General features: G+C 65.3%; 16 protein-coding genes. 4 read left to right on the top strand and 12 right to left on the bottom strand.

The genetic code is table 11. The features are described 5' to 3' along the window. Positions 1-44: 44 nt before the first annotated feature. From ligD to QP609_RS00125, 3 genes are all read right to left on the bottom strand, one after another. Entirely contained in the window at positions 45-2537 is a 2493-nt protein-coding gene (ligD, locus tag QP609_RS00135; protein ID WP_197621089.1) for a DNA ligase D, read from the bottom strand. A 3-nt stretch (positions 2538-2540) separates the two neighbouring features. Then, positions 2541-3461, bottom strand: coding sequence for a Ku protein (locus QP609_RS00130; RefSeq protein ID WP_032958403.1), 921 nt, complete (start codon positions 3459-3461; stop codon positions 2541-2543). Positions 3462-3625: 164 nt separating this feature from the next. Then, positions 3626-4024 (bottom strand): hypothetical protein, encoded by a 399-nt coding sequence (locus QP609_RS00125; RefSeq protein ID WP_289213836.1) that lies wholly within the window; start codon positions 4022-4024, stop codon positions 3626-3628. 146 nt (positions 4025-4170) lie between these two features. Here QP609_RS00125 and QP609_RS00120 point away from each other — a divergent pair, with 146 nt between their 5' ends. Beyond that, positions 4171-4515, top strand: a complete 345-nt coding sequence (locus QP609_RS00120; RefSeq protein WP_014645419.1) for a hypothetical protein — start codon at positions 4171-4173, stop codon at positions 4513-4515. A 79-nt stretch (positions 4516-4594) separates the two neighbouring features. Here the strand turns inward: QP609_RS00120 and QP609_RS00115 are convergent, their stop codons facing one another. Beyond that, positions 4595-6688, bottom strand: a complete 2094-nt coding sequence (locus tag QP609_RS00115) for a TonB-dependent receptor (protein ID WP_197621039.1) — start codon at positions 6686-6688, stop codon at positions 4595-4597. A 171-nt stretch (positions 6689-6859) separates the two neighbouring features. On the opposite strand from QP609_RS00115, the gene QP609_RS00110 reads away from it, so the two are divergent. The 3 genes from QP609_RS00110 (at position 6860) to QP609_RS00100 (ending at position 10157) form a co-directional block, all read left to right on the top strand. Next, positions 6860-8062 (top strand): amino acid aminotransferase, encoded by a 1203-nt coding sequence (locus tag QP609_RS00110; RefSeq protein WP_014645417.1) that lies wholly within the window; start codon positions 6860-6862, stop codon positions 8060-8062. 259 nt (positions 8063-8321) lie between these two features. Beyond that, positions 8322-9338: a class 1 fructose-bisphosphatase gene (locus tag QP609_RS00105; protein ID WP_197621040.1), complete on the top strand. Its 1017-nt coding sequence runs from the start codon at positions 8322-8324 to the stop codon at positions 9336-9338. A gap of 108 nt (positions 9339-9446) precedes the next feature. Beyond that, positions 9447-10157, top strand: a complete 711-nt coding sequence (locus QP609_RS00100; protein WP_134966366.1) for a 2OG-Fe(II) oxygenase — start codon at positions 9447-9449, stop codon at positions 10155-10157. Between the two features lie 96 nt (positions 10158-10253). Here QP609_RS00100 and QP609_RS00095 read toward each other — a convergent pair whose 3' ends face one another. The 8 genes from QP609_RS00095 to cls form a co-directional block, all read right to left on the bottom strand. Continuing rightward, positions 10254-10772, bottom strand: coding sequence for a hypothetical protein (locus tag QP609_RS00095; protein ID WP_141098666.1), 519 nt, complete (start codon positions 10770-10772; stop codon positions 10254-10256). Between the two features lie 204 nt (positions 10773-10976). After that, a complete protein-coding gene (locus QP609_RS00090; RefSeq protein ID WP_046427592.1) occupies positions 10977-11180 on the bottom strand; it encodes a hypothetical protein in 204 nt (67 codons plus the stop codon). Between the two features lie 291 nt (positions 11181-11471). After that, positions 11472-11654, bottom strand: coding sequence for a hypothetical protein (locus QP609_RS00085; RefSeq protein ID WP_041863994.1), 183 nt, complete (start codon positions 11652-11654; stop codon positions 11472-11474). Between the two features lie 67 nt (positions 11655-11721). After that, positions 11722-12318 carry a hypothetical protein gene (locus QP609_RS00080; protein ID WP_249327337.1) on the bottom strand — a complete coding sequence of 199 codons (597 nt, stop codon included), beginning with the start codon at positions 12316-12318 and terminating at the stop codon, positions 11722-11724. Between the two features lie 66 nt (positions 12319-12384). Beyond that, positions 12385-13476, bottom strand: a complete 1092-nt coding sequence (locus QP609_RS00075; protein WP_032957941.1) for a PA0069 family radical SAM protein — start codon at positions 13474-13476, stop codon at positions 12385-12387. A gap of 142 nt (positions 13477-13618) precedes the next feature. Continuing rightward, a complete protein-coding gene (locus tag QP609_RS00070) occupies positions 13619-14362 on the bottom strand; it encodes a pyridoxine 5'-phosphate synthase (protein ID WP_014645413.1) in 744 nt (247 codons plus the stop codon). A gap of 9 nt (positions 14363-14371) precedes the next feature. Continuing rightward, positions 14372-14641 carry a hypothetical protein gene (locus QP609_RS00065; RefSeq protein ID WP_169411753.1) on the bottom strand — a complete coding sequence of 90 codons (270 nt, stop codon included), beginning with the start codon at positions 14639-14641 and terminating at the stop codon, positions 14372-14374. A gap of 40 nt (positions 14642-14681) precedes the next feature. Then, entirely contained in the window at positions 14682-16142 is a 1461-nt protein-coding gene (gene cls, locus QP609_RS00060) for a cardiolipin synthase (protein ID WP_180834725.1), read from the bottom strand. Between the last annotated feature and the right edge of the window lie 77 nt (positions 16143-16219).

Here is a 16219-nt window from a genome sequence, read left to right as displayed (position 1 = left end):
GCTTTCATGCACATCGACACAGGCAGCCGAGCATGGGCTCGGCTCTACAGGTCCATGCGCGGCAGCGTCTGCTTCAACTGCGCGATGCCCTGCCATGGGTCACTCTTCAGGCGTTGCGCCCTCGCCAGCGCCTTGCCCATGGGAAAGGCGTCGGCAGCACTGATACGCGCCAGTTCCTCCCAGCGCAGCGGCACTGCCACACCGGCGGAATCGCGCGCGCGCAGCGACCACGAGCACACGCTGGTGGCCCCTCGGGTGTTGCGCAACCAGTCGATGAAGATGACGCCACTGCGCTTGGCCTTGCTCATCGTCGCCACATAGCGATCAGGTTGCTCCTTTGCCATTGCCTGCGCAAAGGCCTCGCAGAACGCCTTCGCCTCGTCCCAGCCAGCCTTGGGCTGCAGTGGTACCACCACATGCAGCCCCTTGCCGCCAGACAGCCGCACGAAGCTCTCCAGGCCCACCTGCTGCAGACGATCACGCACATCACGTGCACCCGATTTCACCTGTGCCCAGCTGACGCCGTTGCCAGGATCGAGATCGAATACCAGTCGATCCGGATGCTCGGTGTCTGCTACGGTCGCACCCCACGGATGCAGCTCCAGCGTGTTCATCTGCACCAGCTGCAGCAGGCCCCGTGCGTCGTCGATATAGACGTAGTCCTCGGGGCCGCTCTTCTGCTGCAGGGGCACCGCGTGCACCGCGTCGCCCAGGCCGGGGCCATGATGCTTCTGGAAGAAACAGGCCTTGCCCACCCCATCGGGGCAGCGCAGCAATGACAGCGGCCGTCCGGCAATTTCGGGCAGGATCCAGCGCGCCATGCGCCGGTAATAGTTGGCCACGTCGCCTTTGCCCAGTCCCTGACTGGGAAACACCACCCGCTCCGGATGCGTGATCTGGACCTCACCCCCGGCTTCAGCAACTGCTGTTGCGTTGCTCATTCCCAGGTCCTCCTTCTGCTTGTCGCTGCGCAGCCGCTTGAAACTGGCCTGGCGCAGCAGGCCTTCCTTGCCCCAGCCACGGAACGCCACTTCCGCCACCGTCACCGGCTTCACCCAGCGCACGCTGGCGGCGCGGAACGGCACATGCGCCGGAAGCTGCAGCACGGGCGTCTTTACTGCCAGTGGCTGCAATGCCTTGAGCAGCGCGCGCAGGTTCTCGTCGTCGAAGCCGGTACCGACGCGGCCCACATAGCGCAGACCCTCCTTGTCCGGCGTTGCCAGCAACAATGATCCGAAACCCACCCGCGAGCCCCTGGGGGCCGTGTAGCCGACAATCACGAACTCGTCGGTGTCTTCGTGCTTCACCTTCACCCAGCTGCGTGCGCGGGTGTTCACGTACGGCGCGTCCACCTGCTTGCTGACGATGCCTTCGAATCCCGCCTGGCCACTGGCATCGAACACCTGCGGGCCCTGGTCGATCACATGTTCGCTGAAGGCCAGGATGCCGGGCACCGGTCCGATGAGATCCTTCAGCAGCGCTTTGCGTTCCAGCAATGGCGCACGACTGATGTCCGCGTTGGCCACACCCGGAAGATCGAACACGATGTAGCGCAGCGGTTGCTTCGAGCTTCCATCGATCACGCGCTGCAACGCTGCGAAATCGCTGCGCCCTTCCTTGTCCAGCACCACCAGCTCACCGTCCAGACGCGCATCGCGCACCGGCAGCGCCTGCACGGCCTGCACCACCTCGGGGAAGTCATCGGTCCAATCCAGGCCATTGCGGGAGCGGAGCTTCACCTCGCCGTCGTGCAGATCGGCCAGCAGGCGATAGCCGTCCCACTTGATCTCGTGCAGCCAACGCGCGCCGTCCGGCGCGCTGTCGCGATGATCGGTCAATTGCGGTTTGAACCCATGCGGGTAGGGCGTGTCACGTGCGCCGTCCAGTTTCAGCGCGCGCGCATGCCAGCGTGCATCGGCCTTGCGGGTAGCCGTGCGTGCGGCGGGCACAGCACGCCCTGCCTTCCCCCCAGTGCGCTTCATCACGGTGGATGCGCGCTTGGGCACGTGCGCGTCCAGCAGATCGTCTGCTTCGGCATCGCGCGCCTGCTCGTCGTCGCGCTTGATCAGCAGCCACTGCACCTGGCCTCCCTTCATTGCCGTGCGCACCAGCTTCCAGCCACCGGCCAGGCGTTGTCCATGCAGTACGAAGTCGATCTTTCCAGCTGCCAGCGCCTGCAGTGGATCGCCTTCGCAGGCCCAGGTGCCCTGATCGAACACCTCCACGTGCCCCGCGCCGTAGTGGCCTTCGGGAATGTCGCCCTCGAAGCCAGCGTAGGACAACGGGTGATCTTCCACTTCCACGGCCAGCCGCTTCTCGCCGACGCGAAGCGAAGGACCTTTCGGCACCGCCCAGCTCTTCAGCACGCCGTCCATCTCAAGGCGGAAGTCATAGTGGCGCGAACTGGCATGATGCAGCTGGATGACGAAGGTTGGCCGCCGCTGCGGATCACCGCGTGCGGGTGTGTCGTCAGGCTCCGGCGTCTGCCCTGTGCCTCCGCCAAGCCGGCGCTTGCGCCGGTACTGGTGCAGCGACATGGTTCAACCTGCCTTGCGCCGTGGTGCGGCCTTCTTCGCAGCCTTCTTCGTTGTCTTCTTTGCGGCCTTCTTCACCGTCGACTTTGCAGCTGCCTTGCGCGTTGCGGCCTTCTTCGCCGGCGTGCGCTTGTTCGCATCCAGGCTCTTCTGCAGCAACGCCATGAAGTCGACAACGTTCGTTGTCGCATCCTCGTGTGGTGCGGGCTCATCTTCCACCCGCGTGGTGCCGCCCTTGGACTTGATGCGCTTGTTCAGCACCTGCTGCAGGCGCTCGCGGAATTCATCGTGGTAGTGCGATGGGTCCCAATCGCCGGACATCGACTCGATCAACTGCTCGGCCATCGCCGTTTCCTTGCTGGTGATGCGGTAGTCGGACAGCTTGCCGGCAGGCAGCTTGTAGTCCTCGGGATCCACCAGTTCCTGCGGATAGCGCAGGATCATCAGCACCAGCGCGTCCGCATGCGGCATCACCGCACACAGGTACTCGCGCGTGCGCACCACCACCCGGGCAATGCCTACCTTGCCGGTACTGCGCAGCGTTTCGCGCAGGAGCACGTAGCCCTTTTCGGCCTTCTTGCCGGGCACCAGCAGGTACGGCTTCTCGTAGTAGCGCGGGTCGATCTGCGCTGCGTCCACGAAGGATTCCACCTCCACCGCTTCGTGGCTTTCCGGCGCCGCCGAGCGGATGTCGCCTTCCTCCAGCACGACATAACTGCCCTTGTCGTACTCATAGGCTTTGACGATGTCCTTCCAGGGCACTTCCTCGCCGGTGTCGGCGTTGACCCTTTCGAAACGGATCGGCTTGCGATCGCGCGAGTCGAGCATGCGGAACTGCAGGTCAACCTTGCGTTCGCCGGACATCAGCGACACCGGCACATTGAGCAGTCCGAAGGACAGCGTACCGGTCCAGATCGGGCGGGCCATGGACGCACCTTTGATGGGGCAGGGCACCCAGCTTCGGATGGGCGGTGTAAACCACCCGTGTCGATACCGTGCACGTGGGTTCCACGCAGGTGCGGTAGTGCCGGCCGCCGGCCGGCAGAGCTCGCGGCCTGAAGTGTCCTGGGGTTGCCGGCCAGCGGCCGGCACTACTGCAGCAACGGCCTCACCGCCGCCGCCGGAATATGGTCCAGCGCGCGCCAGGCGTCCTCCACCACCGGCCGCGCCTGCGACCAGCCCAGCCGCGACTGCCCGCGCATCTGTTCCCAGTGCTCGGCCAATTCCTCGCAGGTATCGGCAGCGTCGCCGCGCGGCCAGTCGGCAGCATGGGTGGTCAACGCGAAGGCATAGACCGGGCACAGGTCACGCCAGTTGCGATGACTTTGCCCGCGACGTTCCTCGTAGTCAATGAGCATGTACTGCAGATAGTCCTGGGCCACCGCCTGCGGATCCTCATGGCGGCGCGTGCGGCGCTGCGCGGTACGTTGGCCGAGCGGATCGAGCAGGGCGTTGAACACGGACGGTGCGGGTCGTTCAAGACGGGGCATGGCCGGCTCCTGCAGCGGGGGCGGGTGGGCAGGAATACGCGCGGTGCCGTTACCAGCGGGTGAGCGAGATGTTCATGACGCCAGGTTCGCGGCGGCTTTACCTGCGTCGCGGTGTAGTGGGAACCCCAAGCGCAGGTAGCCAGACCATGAGCCGAGAGACCTCCCGCGACCCGCTGCGCGCAAACCACCCGCCCATTCCGGGCGAGCAGCGCGGCAAACGCGATGCCGACAACGCCGACTACCGTGGCACCGGCGCACCGTTCTTCGATGCCGAGCACGGGAGCGACCATCTGCCGGTGAAGCACGAGGCTGAACAGGCGGCGCAGGACCGCAAGGATGGCGGTGACCGCCATCGCGGTGGCCAGGAAAGCCCGCTCAAGCGCCGCGAACGCAAGCAGCGCGCCAGCGACAACCAGGACGAAGCGCTGGAGGAGACCTTCCCGGCCAGCGACCCGACATCGCCGTTCGTGCCAGCCAAGGCCCCCGACTGACGGGTAGTGCCGGCCGCTGGCCGGCAACCTCCTGACGTCCTGCACGGCGCGATGCCGGCCAGCGGCCGGCACTACCCCTTCAACGCCACGACCATTGCAGGCCGACGTTGGCCCGCCGTCCCGGTCCCGGTTCGTAGAAGCGCCCGTTGCCATCGTTGACGATCACCGAGCCTATGTAGGCCTGGTCCAGCACGTTCTCCATCCGGGCGAAGGCGCGCAGCTCGCCACCCGGCAGGGCCCAGCGACGGCCGCCTTCCAGATGCAGCAGGGCGAAGCCGGGCGCGCGTTCGGTCGCCACGTCGTTGACTACGGTATCACTGCTGGCGGAGGCCTCCAGCGCCCACTGCCACTGGCCGGGCGACCATTGCAGCCGGGCAAAGGCCTGCTGGCGCGGTACCCCGGGCAGGCGGCTGCCGGCGGCAACCAGGGTGTTGGAGGTGAGGTACGGCGAACGCGCCTGCGCCTGCAGCCAGGTCCACGCCAGCTGCAGCTCCAGCTGCTCGGCCAGCGGCTGGCGATACTGCAGTTCCACACCCTGGCGGCGGGTGCGGCCGATGTTGCGATACGTGCTGCGACCGCCGATGTTGCTGGCAACTGCCAGCTCGTCGTCGGTATCTGCACGGAACAGGCTGACATCGAGCTGGGTTCCATCCTGTGCGTGCCACTTGCTGCCTAGCTCCAGGCTGCGGCTGCGGGCGGCCGCCAGATCCAGCGCCAGGCCCGCCTGACCATCGGCGCGATACCCCAGCTCGTTGAAGGTGGGGGTCTCGAATCCACGCCCCACGGCGGCATGCAGGCGCCACTGCGGGCTGGCCTCGAAGCTGACGCCTGCCACCGGCGTGGTCGCCTGGTAGCGCCGGTGGCCACTGTCATCCGGGTTGCGGGTGGTGATGTAGCGATCGTCCGAGTCGAAACGCACCGCGCTGTGGCGCACCCCGGCCAGCAGCGACCAGCGCGGACTCCATTGCCACCAGGCCTGGGCGAACTGGTCCACGTTCTGCACGGTATCGATCTGGTCACGGCGCAGGCGCCCGCGCACCCCGAGGGCGCTGCCCACGAAGTTCTCGTAGCCGGTGCGGTGCTGGCGCTGGCGGTCGGCGCTGAGCCCGGCCACCAGGTCCAGCGGCCGGCCGGCGAGGTCGCCGTGCCAGCCCCAGCGCGCGTCCAGCCCGCCATACCCGCCCTGCAGATCGATCACGCCGCCGGCATGCAGCGGGCTGTTGGTCTGGGGTGCCGGCGGAATCGGCAGGTATTGGGTCACCGTGCGTTGGCCGGCATAGCCCATCAATTGCCAGCGCTGTGCCCCGGTCTCCCGGGTCCAGCGCAGGCCAGCCTGCTGCTGGCGCACCGATTTGCGGGTGTTGTACTGGTGCGCGACTGCCGTGGCCTGGCGCGGATCAGCCGCCACCTGGGCACGGCTCAGGCCCAGCGGATCCTGCGCATCGGGGGCATCCAGCGCATTGAGCAGCAGCTCCAGCCGCCCACCGCCCAGATCACCACCAATGCGTGCGTTGAGCGATTCGCGGCGCGCACGGCTGTGGTCCCGCCAGCCATCGGTGCGGAAGTGGTTGGCCGCGATGTTGTAGTCCAGCGCTGGGCCGGCACCCTTGAGCTGTGCGCCGACACTGAGCGTGTTGTCGGCGCCGGCATTCACGCGCAACCGCCACGGGTCACCGGCCTGGCCCTGCGCGCTCCAGACCTGCAGCACGCCACCGGAGGAATTGCCGTACAGCGCCGAGAACGGCCCGCGCAGCACCTCGATGCGCTCGGCGCCCAACAGGCTGGCATGCGACAGCTGGCCCTGGCCGTCAGGCATGGTGGCCGGCACGCCGTCGATCAGCACCCGCACCCCGCGCACGCCGAAGGTCGAGCGTGCGCCGAAGCCACGAATCGACAGCTGCGTGTCCTGGGCGAAGTTCTGCCGGTCACGTGCCAGCAGTCCGGGGACCCCGGCCAAGGCCTCAGACAGCTGCGCACCGGTGCCCGCGCGGCTGGCGTCGATCCAGACCGTGTCCTGGCTGGCCGGCAGCGCGAACGGATCGATGCCCGGCACCCGGGCGGCCTGTACCTGCACCGCAGGCAGGGCGGTGGGCGCAGGCTCGGCCACCGCCGTCCAAGGCGACAGCAGCAGGGCGGACAGCGGCAGGCAACGGCGTCGTGCGGCGGGATTCATGATTCAGGTTGATGGATCGGGCGGCAACGCACGCCATGGTACGGGGCCGCGGATGACGATGGCGGCGGCCAGCCCCGGCAGGCTTTGTTACGATGGGCTGTTTCCGGCCGAAAAGCCGCGGACCGCGTAGCGCACTTCCTCCCCCTTTCCGTCTACCGAACGAGTACCGCCGTGTCCTTCTTTGCAAACGTGGAACTGGTCCCAGGCGACCCGATCCTGGGCCTGACCGAGGCGTACAACGCCGACAGCCGCCCGACCAAGGTCAACCTGGGTGTGGGCATCTACTACGACGAGAGCGGCCGCATTCCGCTGCTGCGCGCCGTCAAGCAGATCGAGCAGCAGCTCGCCGCTGAAGCCAAACCGCGCGGCTACCTGCCGATCGATGGCCTGCCGGCGTACACGCAGGCGACGCGTGAGCTGGTGTTCGGCAAGGATTCGCCGCTGCTGGCCGCCGGCCGCGTGACCACCGCGCAGACCGTTGGTGGCAGCGGTGCGCTGCGCGTCGGCGCCGACGTGCTGAAGAAGCTGCTGCCGCACGCCACCGTTGCGCTGAGCAACCCGAGCTGGGAAAACCACCGTGCGGTGTTCAGCGCCGCCGGTTTCGAGGTGCTGGATTACACCTACTTCGACCCGGGCACCCATGGCGTCGATTTCGACGGCATGCTGGCCGACCTGGGCAAGCTGGAAGCCGGCACCGTGGTGCTGCTGCACGCCTGCTGCCACAACCCCACCGGCGCTGACCTCACGGTCACCCAGTGGAAGCAGGTCGCGCAACTGCTGAAGGACAAGCAGCTGTTCCCCTTCATCGACATGGCCTACCAGGGCTTCGACAAGGGCATCGAGCAGGACGGCGCAGCGGTGCGCATCATCGCCGAAGCCGGCATCGACAGCTTCATCGTCGCCAACTCGTACTCCAAGTCGTTCTCGCTGTATGGCGAGCGCGTGGGTGCGCTGTCGATGGTGGCGCCGACCGCCGCTGACGCCAAGGCCGTGCAATCGCAGGTCAAGCGCGTGATCCGCACCATCTACTCCAGCCCATCCACCCACGGCGCTGCACTGGTGGCCGGCGTGCTGACCAACCCGGAACTGCGTGCGATGTGGGAGCAGGAGCTGACCGAGATGCGCGAGCGCATCCACGCCCTGCGCCACGGCCTGGTCGAGAAGCTGGCCGCTGCCGGTGCACCGCAGTTCGGTTTCATCAACGAGCAGGCCGGCATGTTCTCCTACTCCGGCCTGAGCCGTGAGCAGGTCGAGCGCCTGCGCGACGAGTTCGGCATCTACGCCGTCGGCACCGGCCGTATCTGCGTGGCCGCGCTGAACCAGAACAACCTGGAATACGTCGCCAAGGCCGTGGCCACCGTCGCCAAGGGCTGAAGCAACGCTCCAGTAGCTTGAGGACAAAGGCGCCGAAAGGCGCCTTTGTTTTTTGCGCCCTGGTCTCTGTAGAGCCGAGCCTACGCTCGGCTTGTGCGGCATGAAGGACGAAGAGCAGCCGAGCGCGGGCTCGGCTCTACAGAAGGAAGGCGCCACGAGCGCAACGCATCTGGAAACGATTACGCCTTCCCGCGCTCACGCACGCCCCCGCCAGACGGGCGACAATAGGCGTTTTCCCGCTGCCGAGACCTGCCCGCTCATGTCCCGTACTTCGTTGACCCGCTTCCTGATCCAGGAACAGCACGCCGGCCGCATCAATGCCGACCTGCGCCAGCTGATCGCGGTCGTCGCCCGCGCCTGCACCAGCATCTCCATCGCCGTCAGCAAGGGCGCCCTCGGTGGCGTGCTCGGCGACGCCGGTACCGGCAACGTGCAGGGTGAAGCGCAGAAGAAGCTCGACGTCATCAGCAACGAGATCCTGCTCGAAGCCAACGCCTGGGGTGGCCACCTCGCCGCCTGCGCCTCGGAGGAAATGGACCACAGCCAGCCGGTGCCGGACATCTATCCCCGCGGTGATTTCCTGCTGCTGTTCGATCCCCTCGATGGCAGCTCCAACATCGACGTCAACGTCTCCGTCGGCACCATCTTCTCCGTGCTGCGCTGCCCGACCAATGTCGAGCTGCCGGGCGACGACGCCTTCCTGCAGCCGGGCAGCAAGCAGATCGCCGCCGGCTACTGCATCTACGGGCCCAGCACCCAGCTGGTGCTGACCGTCGGCCATGGCACCCACGCCTTCACCCTGGACCGCGAGAAGGGCGAGTTCGTGCTGACCACCGAGAACATGCAGATCCCGGCGACCACCCAGGAATTCGCGATCAACATGTCCAACCAGCGCCACTGGGAAGCGCCGATGCAGGCCTACGTCGGCGACCTGCTGGCGGGCAAGGAAGGCGTACGCGGCAAGAACTTCAACATGCGCTGGATCGCCAGCATGGTGGCCGACGTGCATCGCATCCTGACCCGCGGCGGCATCTTCATCTACCCGTGGGACAAGAAGGACCCGTCCAAGGCCGGCAAGCTGCGCCTGATGTACGAAGCCAACCCGATGGGCCTGCTGGTCGAGCAGGCCGGCGGTGCCGCCTGGACCGGCCGCGAGCGCATCCTCGACATCCAGCCCGACCAGCTGCACCAGCGCGTGCCGGTGTTCCTCGGTTCGCGCGAGGAAGTGGCCGAGGCCGTGCGCTACCACCACGCACACGACGACGCACAGGGCTGACAACCGATCGCCTGACAGCGGTCATGGCAGATCGATGACATGACCGTGGGGTGACACCGAGGGCGGCAAACGGCACCATCAAGCCGTTGCCGCCTAAGGAACGCACGCATGCACGAGCAGGGCCCGGTCGATTTCATCGAAGTCATCCACAACGCCGTCCCCAGCGAGGTCTGCGCGGCGATCGTCGAGCGCATGCGTGCGACGCGTGGCCTGCTGCCCGGCGCGGTGGGCAGTGGCGTGTTCCCGGAACTCAAGCACAGCAAGGATCTGCGCATCAGTGGCCTGGACGGCTGGCAGGATGTTGATCAGCAGCTGCAGATTGCGGTGTTCAACGGCCTGCTGACTTATCTACGCCGTTATCCACAGGCGTTGATCGCCCCACTGATGTTGCAGATCCAGGACAGCAACGGCCAACCGCGACGCCTGTCTGCCGAGGACTTCCCCGACATGCCGCAGCAGCAGCTGGCCGACCTGGCCCGCACCTGCCTGCGCCCGGGTGCGATCAACCTGCAGTGGTATGCGGCGGGCGAGGGCGGCTACCCGTACTGGCACTGCGAGCTGTACCCGAAAGATGCGCAGGCCGAGACCCTGCACCGGCATGTGCTGTGGACGCTGTACCTCAACGACGACTTTGACGAAGGTGAAACCGAGTTCCTGTTCCAGGGCCGCAAGATCGCGCCGCGTACCGGCAGCCTGCTGATCGCCCCGACGGCGTTCACCCACACCCATCGTGGCAACCGGCCGCAGGGTGGCGACAAGTTCATCGCGACGAGTTGGATCCTGTTCCAGAGTGCGCAGAAGTTGTTTGGAGGAGGGTGAAGCAAACTGGTCACTCGATGTTCTCAGCATCTTGTCCGGATCAAGAAGCGGGCCCCCGAGATCCTGTGCTGTCGTGCGGGCAGTTGGTGCTATCTCCTAAGGCAATCCGCTACTCGGGCTGCCCTCGCTGATAAGAGAATCTCCAGGGGCGTGCACGCCTTCCCAGGCGCCCACCTGACCCAGCGGTCTCCGGATGGCATTCAGTTCATAGCTGAGCTCGCGCATCTTGCAGTGGTCCTTCCAGCCCGCGGGGCTATCGAGATCAAAGCGTGCGTTGATGCGAAGCTGCATCAGATCATTGGATTTCCTGAGGATTTCGACGCTGCCTGAAACGGCCTTTCCGTAGCATCCAGTGCTGCCAGGTCTCAGGCTAAGGCCAGTGCTGTAGAACGCCCTGATATCACCCTCCGTCAAACTGAAGACATCGCCCTCCGCCAGATTCGGGGGAAGGATCAATGTCAGCTTCCTGTATCTTTCATTCTCAATCTTGGTCGCTGTGTACTCGCGCAATGCCACTACGACATTGTCGCCATCAACAATCCGATGGCACGCAAGTGAAATTTCCCTGTAGTCAGACCTTTCGCAGCCGGTCACATCAGAGTTGGCGTTAGACACGTAGAAGGCGCTGATCTTATGGCTACCAGGAAGCGACGCGCACGCGCTGCAGCTCAAGCCTAGAACAAGCGCAATCAACAATCTCGTTCGCACAGTCGCGCTCCCCAGAAACAACTACTTGTACGGTGCGAATTTTTTATATCGCTCGCGTCGTAACCACGGCGGTCGACACCGACCAGCTCGCCCGGAACCACCGGCTCAGAATCAGGGTCTCGGCTTCCTACCTGGCCTGATCAAGGTCTTGTGCATGACCCAGGCGATCCAGCCGCAGACCAATCCGATCCCCGCGACAATGATTTCCTCTTCCTCGAAGGCAGTTCCATTTAGCCCTTGATAGGCGACGAACGCGATTGCTCTCAATGACAGCAAAGCAAATAAACCAACAGGTACCCAAAGTAGAATCTTCATCACTCTCCAAATCGCGATCGCACAAACCAGTGCTGGACGACTGGCAATCCTGGATCTCTTTTCCTGCTTTTTCGCGGTGCCATAAGTTCCTCGCACAGTCGCCTTACCGCGGATGATGTACCCAGTGCCTTGAATCCGCCGCGAGCGGTCGTCCAGTCAGAAATGATTCTGACTGCCTTGGCTCTGTGATGCCCCAGGAGAGCTCCGCCACTCTTCAAGGCTGCCATGCCAGGACCTCCAGTCAGTGCTTTCTCAGCAATGGACCCGGACCACGGTCGAACGAACTCACCTCTACCGAGGGCGGCGGCGATAGAGAATCCCTCCCGCCATCAGACCAAAGAGGGCGACGCCGAAGCCCACGAGTTCTTCGTTCCCAAGCGCGTTTCCTGACATCAGCTTGGCAGTCGTCAGCAGAAGAAAGTTCAGTGGAAGCATCCAAAGGAACGCGATGCCGAGCCGGTGGATGATCTTCATTTCAGTTATCGCATTGTTCCAGATACATCGAAATAAGCCAGTATTGGGTAAAGGTTGATCCGCTCGATTATCTGGCAGGTCCAAAGGATCCCAAGAGGTTGCCGTTGCCGCCTTGCCAGGCACTGAGCTTCTCGACGGGGATCTCCTCGAGTTGACAGGTGAACTGGAGATAGAAGGAACGGTCCTCCTTTCGATAGCTGTTCCACCCAACAGCCGTCACTTTGACTTCGATCCGACTGTCGCCCTTGTGCGGCCGATGTAGTTCGATATCCGCTGAATCGGACAACCAGTAGTCTCCCTTGTGCGCGAAGCCCGCGCTGCCACTGCTCAGGCGTGCGCCGAGCACGGCCGGAATCCCTTCAGAGGACGGAGTGTATCCAGACAGGGTGCCGGTGACCTTGGTGAACTCTTGGGAATCCATCACGCCCGGTGATTCCGAGAACAGGCGAAGCAGAAGAAGGGTGTCGGTGCCCTTGCTGACCACCTGACCTGCATTTGCTGTCCACAAACGTTGTTCGAACTCGTCCAGGCCAGCCGGCATTTCAGTGACGACCGCGGCCTGCGGAACGACGATGCATTCGTGCAGGGCGCGGGCCTGGACTTGCAGGGTCGCAAGGCAGAGAAGAAGACCACTGGCACGGAAGCAGTGACTGCATTTCATCATGTACAACACCAGGCGATGCGGCAGGATGTGGATTGTTACCGGTGGATCGCGCTGCGGTCCAGAGCCCTAGAACAGACTGCCCTGCGGCGACTCCTTCTTCGGCGGCAGCGGCTTCTGGAACCGGCTGCAATCCAGCTTCGGCCAATGGCTGTTCTGTGCATTGAAGCCCAGACGCTTGCGTGCCAGCTTGAACCGGTTGTTCAACAGATCGGCATACACGCCCTGGCCACGCATACGCGTGCCGAACTGGCTGTCGTAGTCCTTGCCGCCGCGCAGCTGCTGGATGGTGCTCATAACGTGCGCAGCGCGATCGGGATGGTGCGTATCCAGCCAGTCGCGGAACAGCGGTGCCACTTCCAGCGGCAGGCGCAGCAGCACGTAACCGGCGGTGCTCGCACCTGCGCCGTGCGCAGCCTCCAGCACGGCTTCCAGCTCGCTGTCGTTGATCCAGGGAATCACCGGCGCCACCATCACACCGACCGGAATGCCGGCGTCATGCAGGCGCTTCATCGCGCGCAGCCGTGCATGTGGCGCTGATGCACGCGGTTCCAGCTTCGCGGAAAGATGCGGGTCCAGCGAGGTCACCGAGAAGTGCACGCTGACCAGGTTCTCCGCGGCCAGCGGCGCGAGCAGATCGATGTCGCGCTCGACCAGTGCGTTCTTGGTGATCAGTGAGAACGGATGCCGGGTCTCCAGCATCACTTCAATCAGCTGGCGGGTCAGCTTGAACTTGCGTTCGATCGGCTGGTACGCATCGGTGTTGATGCCCAGTGCGATCGGCTGCGGCACATAGCCCGGTTTCGACAGTTCCTTGCGCAGCAGCTGCGGCGCATTGGTCTTGGCGAACAGCTTGGTCTCGAAGTCCAGCCCCGGCGACAGGTTCAGATAGGCATGCGAAGGGCGGGCGAAGCAGTACGAGCAGCCGTGCTCGCAACCGCGGTAGGGATTCACCGATTGACTGAAGCCGACGTCGGGCGAGTTGTTGCGGGTGATGATGCTGCGCGCGGTTTCGGCGCGTACTTCGGTGCGCAGGCGCGGGGCGAGGAATTCTTCGCTTTCGTCGACCGCCCAGCCGTCGTCCACCGCCTCGCTGACGGTGCTTTCAAAGCGCCCGGCAAGGTGGGACGTGGAACCTCGGCCCTTGATCGCAATACCCATTGCGGCAGGGTACGTCGTGGCCGTCTCAATGGCTGCGACGGCCGCCTGAAGGGTTCAGGGCGAGGCTGAGCCGAGCATGGACTCGGCTCTACAGTTGATGCAGAGACCTTGTGGAGCCGAGCCTACGCTCGGCTGCAATGCATCAAAGCAGCGCCAGGTACCCGCGCACGGTGGCATCCAGCCCGTCATACAGTGCCTCGCCGATCAGCGCGTGACCGATCGACACCTCCAGCACCTCCGGCACGTGGGCCAGGAAGTCGCGCAGGTTGTCCTGCGACAGGTCGTGGCCAGCATTGACACCCAGGCCGACGGCCTGCGCTCGTCGGGCAGCAGTGGCGAACAGCGCCAGCATCGCATCGGCATCGCCCGCCGCATGCGCCTCTGCATAGGGCCCGGTATACAGCTCGATGCGGTCCGCCCCCACCTCAGCTGCCTGCTCCAGCAATGGGTTGCCCGCGTCAACAAACAGGCTGACCCGACACCCCATGGCCTTCAGCGCAGCCACCAGCGGACGCAGGCGCTCGGCATCTCGTTCGAAGTCGAAACCGTGGTCGGAGGTGATCTGGCCGTCATCATCGGGGACCAGGGTGGCCTGCGCCGGACGGGTCTGTTCGCACAGCGGCAGCAGCCCCGGGTAGCCCTCGCGCGGCGGCGCGAACGGGTTGCCTTCGATGTTGAATTCAACGCCACGCGCGCGGGTCAGCGTGGACAGGGCCAGCACGTCCTCGGCGGTGATATGCCGGCGGTCCGGCCGTGGATGCACGGTGATGCCATGCGCGCCGGCATCCAGGCAGGCCTGGGCGGCACGCACCACGTCCGGTTCGGCGCCGCCGCGCGAATTGCGCAGGACGGCGATCTTGTTGACGTTGACGCTGAGCTGGGTCATGGAACGGAACTACTTGGAAAGAAGGGACGGGTCGTGGTCGTTGTGGTCGTCAGTGCGGCGGGCCTGGGCCTGTTCGCGCAGGCGGCGCAGCTCCTCGGCATCGATCAGCGTAGCCGGGTCGCGCTGCAGGTCGCCGAAACGGGCCACGTAGCGGCCGCGCACCCAGGCCAGCAGGAAGCCGAGCGCCGCCAGCAGGCACAGGGTCATCAACCCCGCGCTCGGGGTCTTCAGGGCGAAGGCAAAGCAGCCCAGCGCCAGCAGCAGGTACAACCAGTACATAGTCGGGCTCCCCGGATGATCGCCGCAGTGTAGCGCTGCGTCAGAGCAGCGGCGAGGCCAGCCGGGCGAAGGCCTCGGGCAGGCGGTGCAGCCACAGCGAGCGGCCGGCCTGGTCGTGCACCCGCGTGGAACGGTCGAATTCGCCCTGCAGCAGTTCGGCCAGCGCAGCGACGCGGTCACGGTCGCTGATCATCATCGACAGTTCGAAGTTCAGCCGGAAGCTGCGGTGGTCGAAGTTGGCGCTGCCGACGATGCAGACTTCGTCGTCGGCGATGAACGCCTTGGTATGCAGCATGCGCGGGCCGTACTCGTAGATCTTCACGCCCGCGTGCAGCAGTTCATCGAAGTAGGACCGTGCGGCCTGGGTGACGAACCAGGAGTCGCTCATCTTCGGCACCAGCAGGCGCACGTCCAGGCCGCCCAGCGCGGCCGAAGTCAGCGCCATCCTCGCTGCTTCACCGGGCACGAAATAGGGCGTCACCAGCCACACGCGCTCGTGTGCTTCCTGGATCGCCGCCACGTGCAGGCGGTGGATGGTCTCCCAGCCCGAGTCGGGCCCGGACACCAGCACCTGGGCGCTGATCGGTCCATCCGCACGCAGCGGCATGTCGGCCGGCCACAGGCGGGCGATGTCGAAACGCGAGTGGTCCTGGCCACTGGCATAGAGCCAGTCCTCGGCGAACACCAGCTGCAGGCTGCGCACCACGTGGCCGCGGATACGCATGTGCAGGTCGCGGTAAGCGTCGGGCCTGCGGCTCTCGTCTTCCTCGTCAGTGATGTTGATGCCGCCGGTGAAGGCGAGGCGACCGTCGACGATCACCAGCTTGCGGTGGGTGCGCAGGTTCAGCCACGGGCGCTTGAACGGCTTCAGCAGCTGTCGCGGATGGAACCAGATCGCTTCGCCGCCGGCGTCCAGCAGTGGCTGCAGGAAGCGCCGGGGCAGGGCGGAAGAGCCCACCGCATCCAGCAGCAGGCGCACCTGCACACCGGCCTGCGCACGTTCGACCAGGGCATCGCGCAGTGCGGTGCCGGCATGGTCGGGGTTGAAGATGTAGTACTCCAGGTGCACGTGGTCGCGCGCCTGCGCGATCGCGTCGAGCAGCGCGGCATAGGTGGCTGCGCCGTCGACCAGCCAGGTCACCTCGGTGGCACTGCTGGGCGCCAGTCCGGTGGTGGCCTGGGCAACCTTGGCCAGCTCGGTGCAGTCCGAATCGGGCGGGCAGACATCGCTGTAGTGCTCCATGCCCGAGCGTGCACGGCCACGACGCAGCCGTTGCCGCTTCACCTTCTGCGGCCCCAGCAGGTAGTAGATGAAGAGCCCGAGGTAGGGCAGCAGTGCCAGCGAAAGGATCCAGCTCAGCGTGGCCACCGGCTCGCGCTTCTGCAGCATGATCCAGCCCGCCAGCGCGAACAGGTAGAGCAGGTAGGCCACCGCCAGGATCGTGCCGAGGTGGGCGATGCCGTCGAGCCAATGGCGCAGGGAGTCGAAGAGGGCGAGCATCCGCCGATCATAGCGGCGCCTGCTGCCGGATGGGGTCGGATGGGCTCAGATCCCTTTCCTCAGGAAAAGGGATCTGA

The sequence above is a fragment of the Stenotrophomonas sp. 8(2023) genome, assembly GCF_030345295.1.
GTDB classification, from domain to species: Bacteria; Pseudomonadota; Gammaproteobacteria; order Xanthomonadales; family Xanthomonadaceae; genus Stenotrophomonas; species Stenotrophomonas muris.
This window is presented reverse-complemented; position numbering and strand designations above follow the sequence as displayed.

Coding starts and splice junctions, on each gene's coding strand:
- cls (WP_180834725.1), bottom strand. CDS start 16,142: ATGCTCGCCCTCTTCGACTCCCTGCGCCATTGGCTCGACGGCATCGCC.
- QP609_RS00080 (WP_249327337.1), bottom strand. CDS start 12,318: ATGATGAAATGCAGTCACTGCTTCCGTGCCAGTGGTCTTCTTCTCTGC.
- QP609_RS00100 (WP_134966366.1), top strand. CDS start 9,447: ATGCACGAGCAGGGCCCGGTCGATTTCATCGAAGTCATCCACAACGCC.
- ligD (WP_197621089.1), bottom strand. CDS start 2,537: ATGTCGCTGCACCAGTACCGGCGCAAGCGCCGGCTTGGCGGAGGCACA.
- QP609_RS00085 (WP_041863994.1), bottom strand. CDS start 11,654: ATGAAGATCATCCACCGGCTCGGCATCGCGTTCCTTTGGATGCTTCCA.
- QP609_RS00130 (WP_032958403.1), bottom strand. CDS start 3,461: ATGGCCCGCCCGATCTGGACCGGTACGCTGTCCTTCGGACTGCTCAAT.
- QP609_RS00090 (WP_046427592.1), bottom strand. CDS start 11,180: ATGAAGATTCTACTTTGGGTACCTGTTGGTTTATTTGCTTTGCTGTCA.
- QP609_RS00065 (WP_169411753.1), bottom strand. CDS start 14,641: ATGTACTGGTTGTACCTGCTGCTGGCGCTGGGCTGCTTTGCCTTCGCC.
- QP609_RS00125 (WP_289213836.1), bottom strand. CDS start 4,024: ATGCCCCGTCTTGAACGACCCGCACCGTCCGTGTTCAACGCCCTGCTC.
- QP609_RS00105 (WP_197621040.1), top strand. CDS start 8,322: ATGTCCCGTACTTCGTTGACCCGCTTCCTGATCCAGGAACAGCACGCC.
- QP609_RS00075 (WP_032957941.1), bottom strand. CDS start 13,476: ATGGGTATTGCGATCAAGGGCCGAGGTTCCACGTCCCACCTTGCCGGG.
- QP609_RS00120 (WP_014645419.1), top strand. CDS start 4,171: ATGAGCCGAGAGACCTCCCGCGACCCGCTGCGCGCAAACCACCCGCCC.
- QP609_RS00115 (WP_197621039.1), bottom strand. CDS start 6,688: ATGAATCCCGCCGCACGACGCCGTTGCCTGCCGCTGTCCGCCCTGCTG.
- QP609_RS00070 (WP_014645413.1), bottom strand. CDS start 14,362: ATGACCCAGCTCAGCGTCAACGTCAACAAGATCGCCGTCCTGCGCAAT.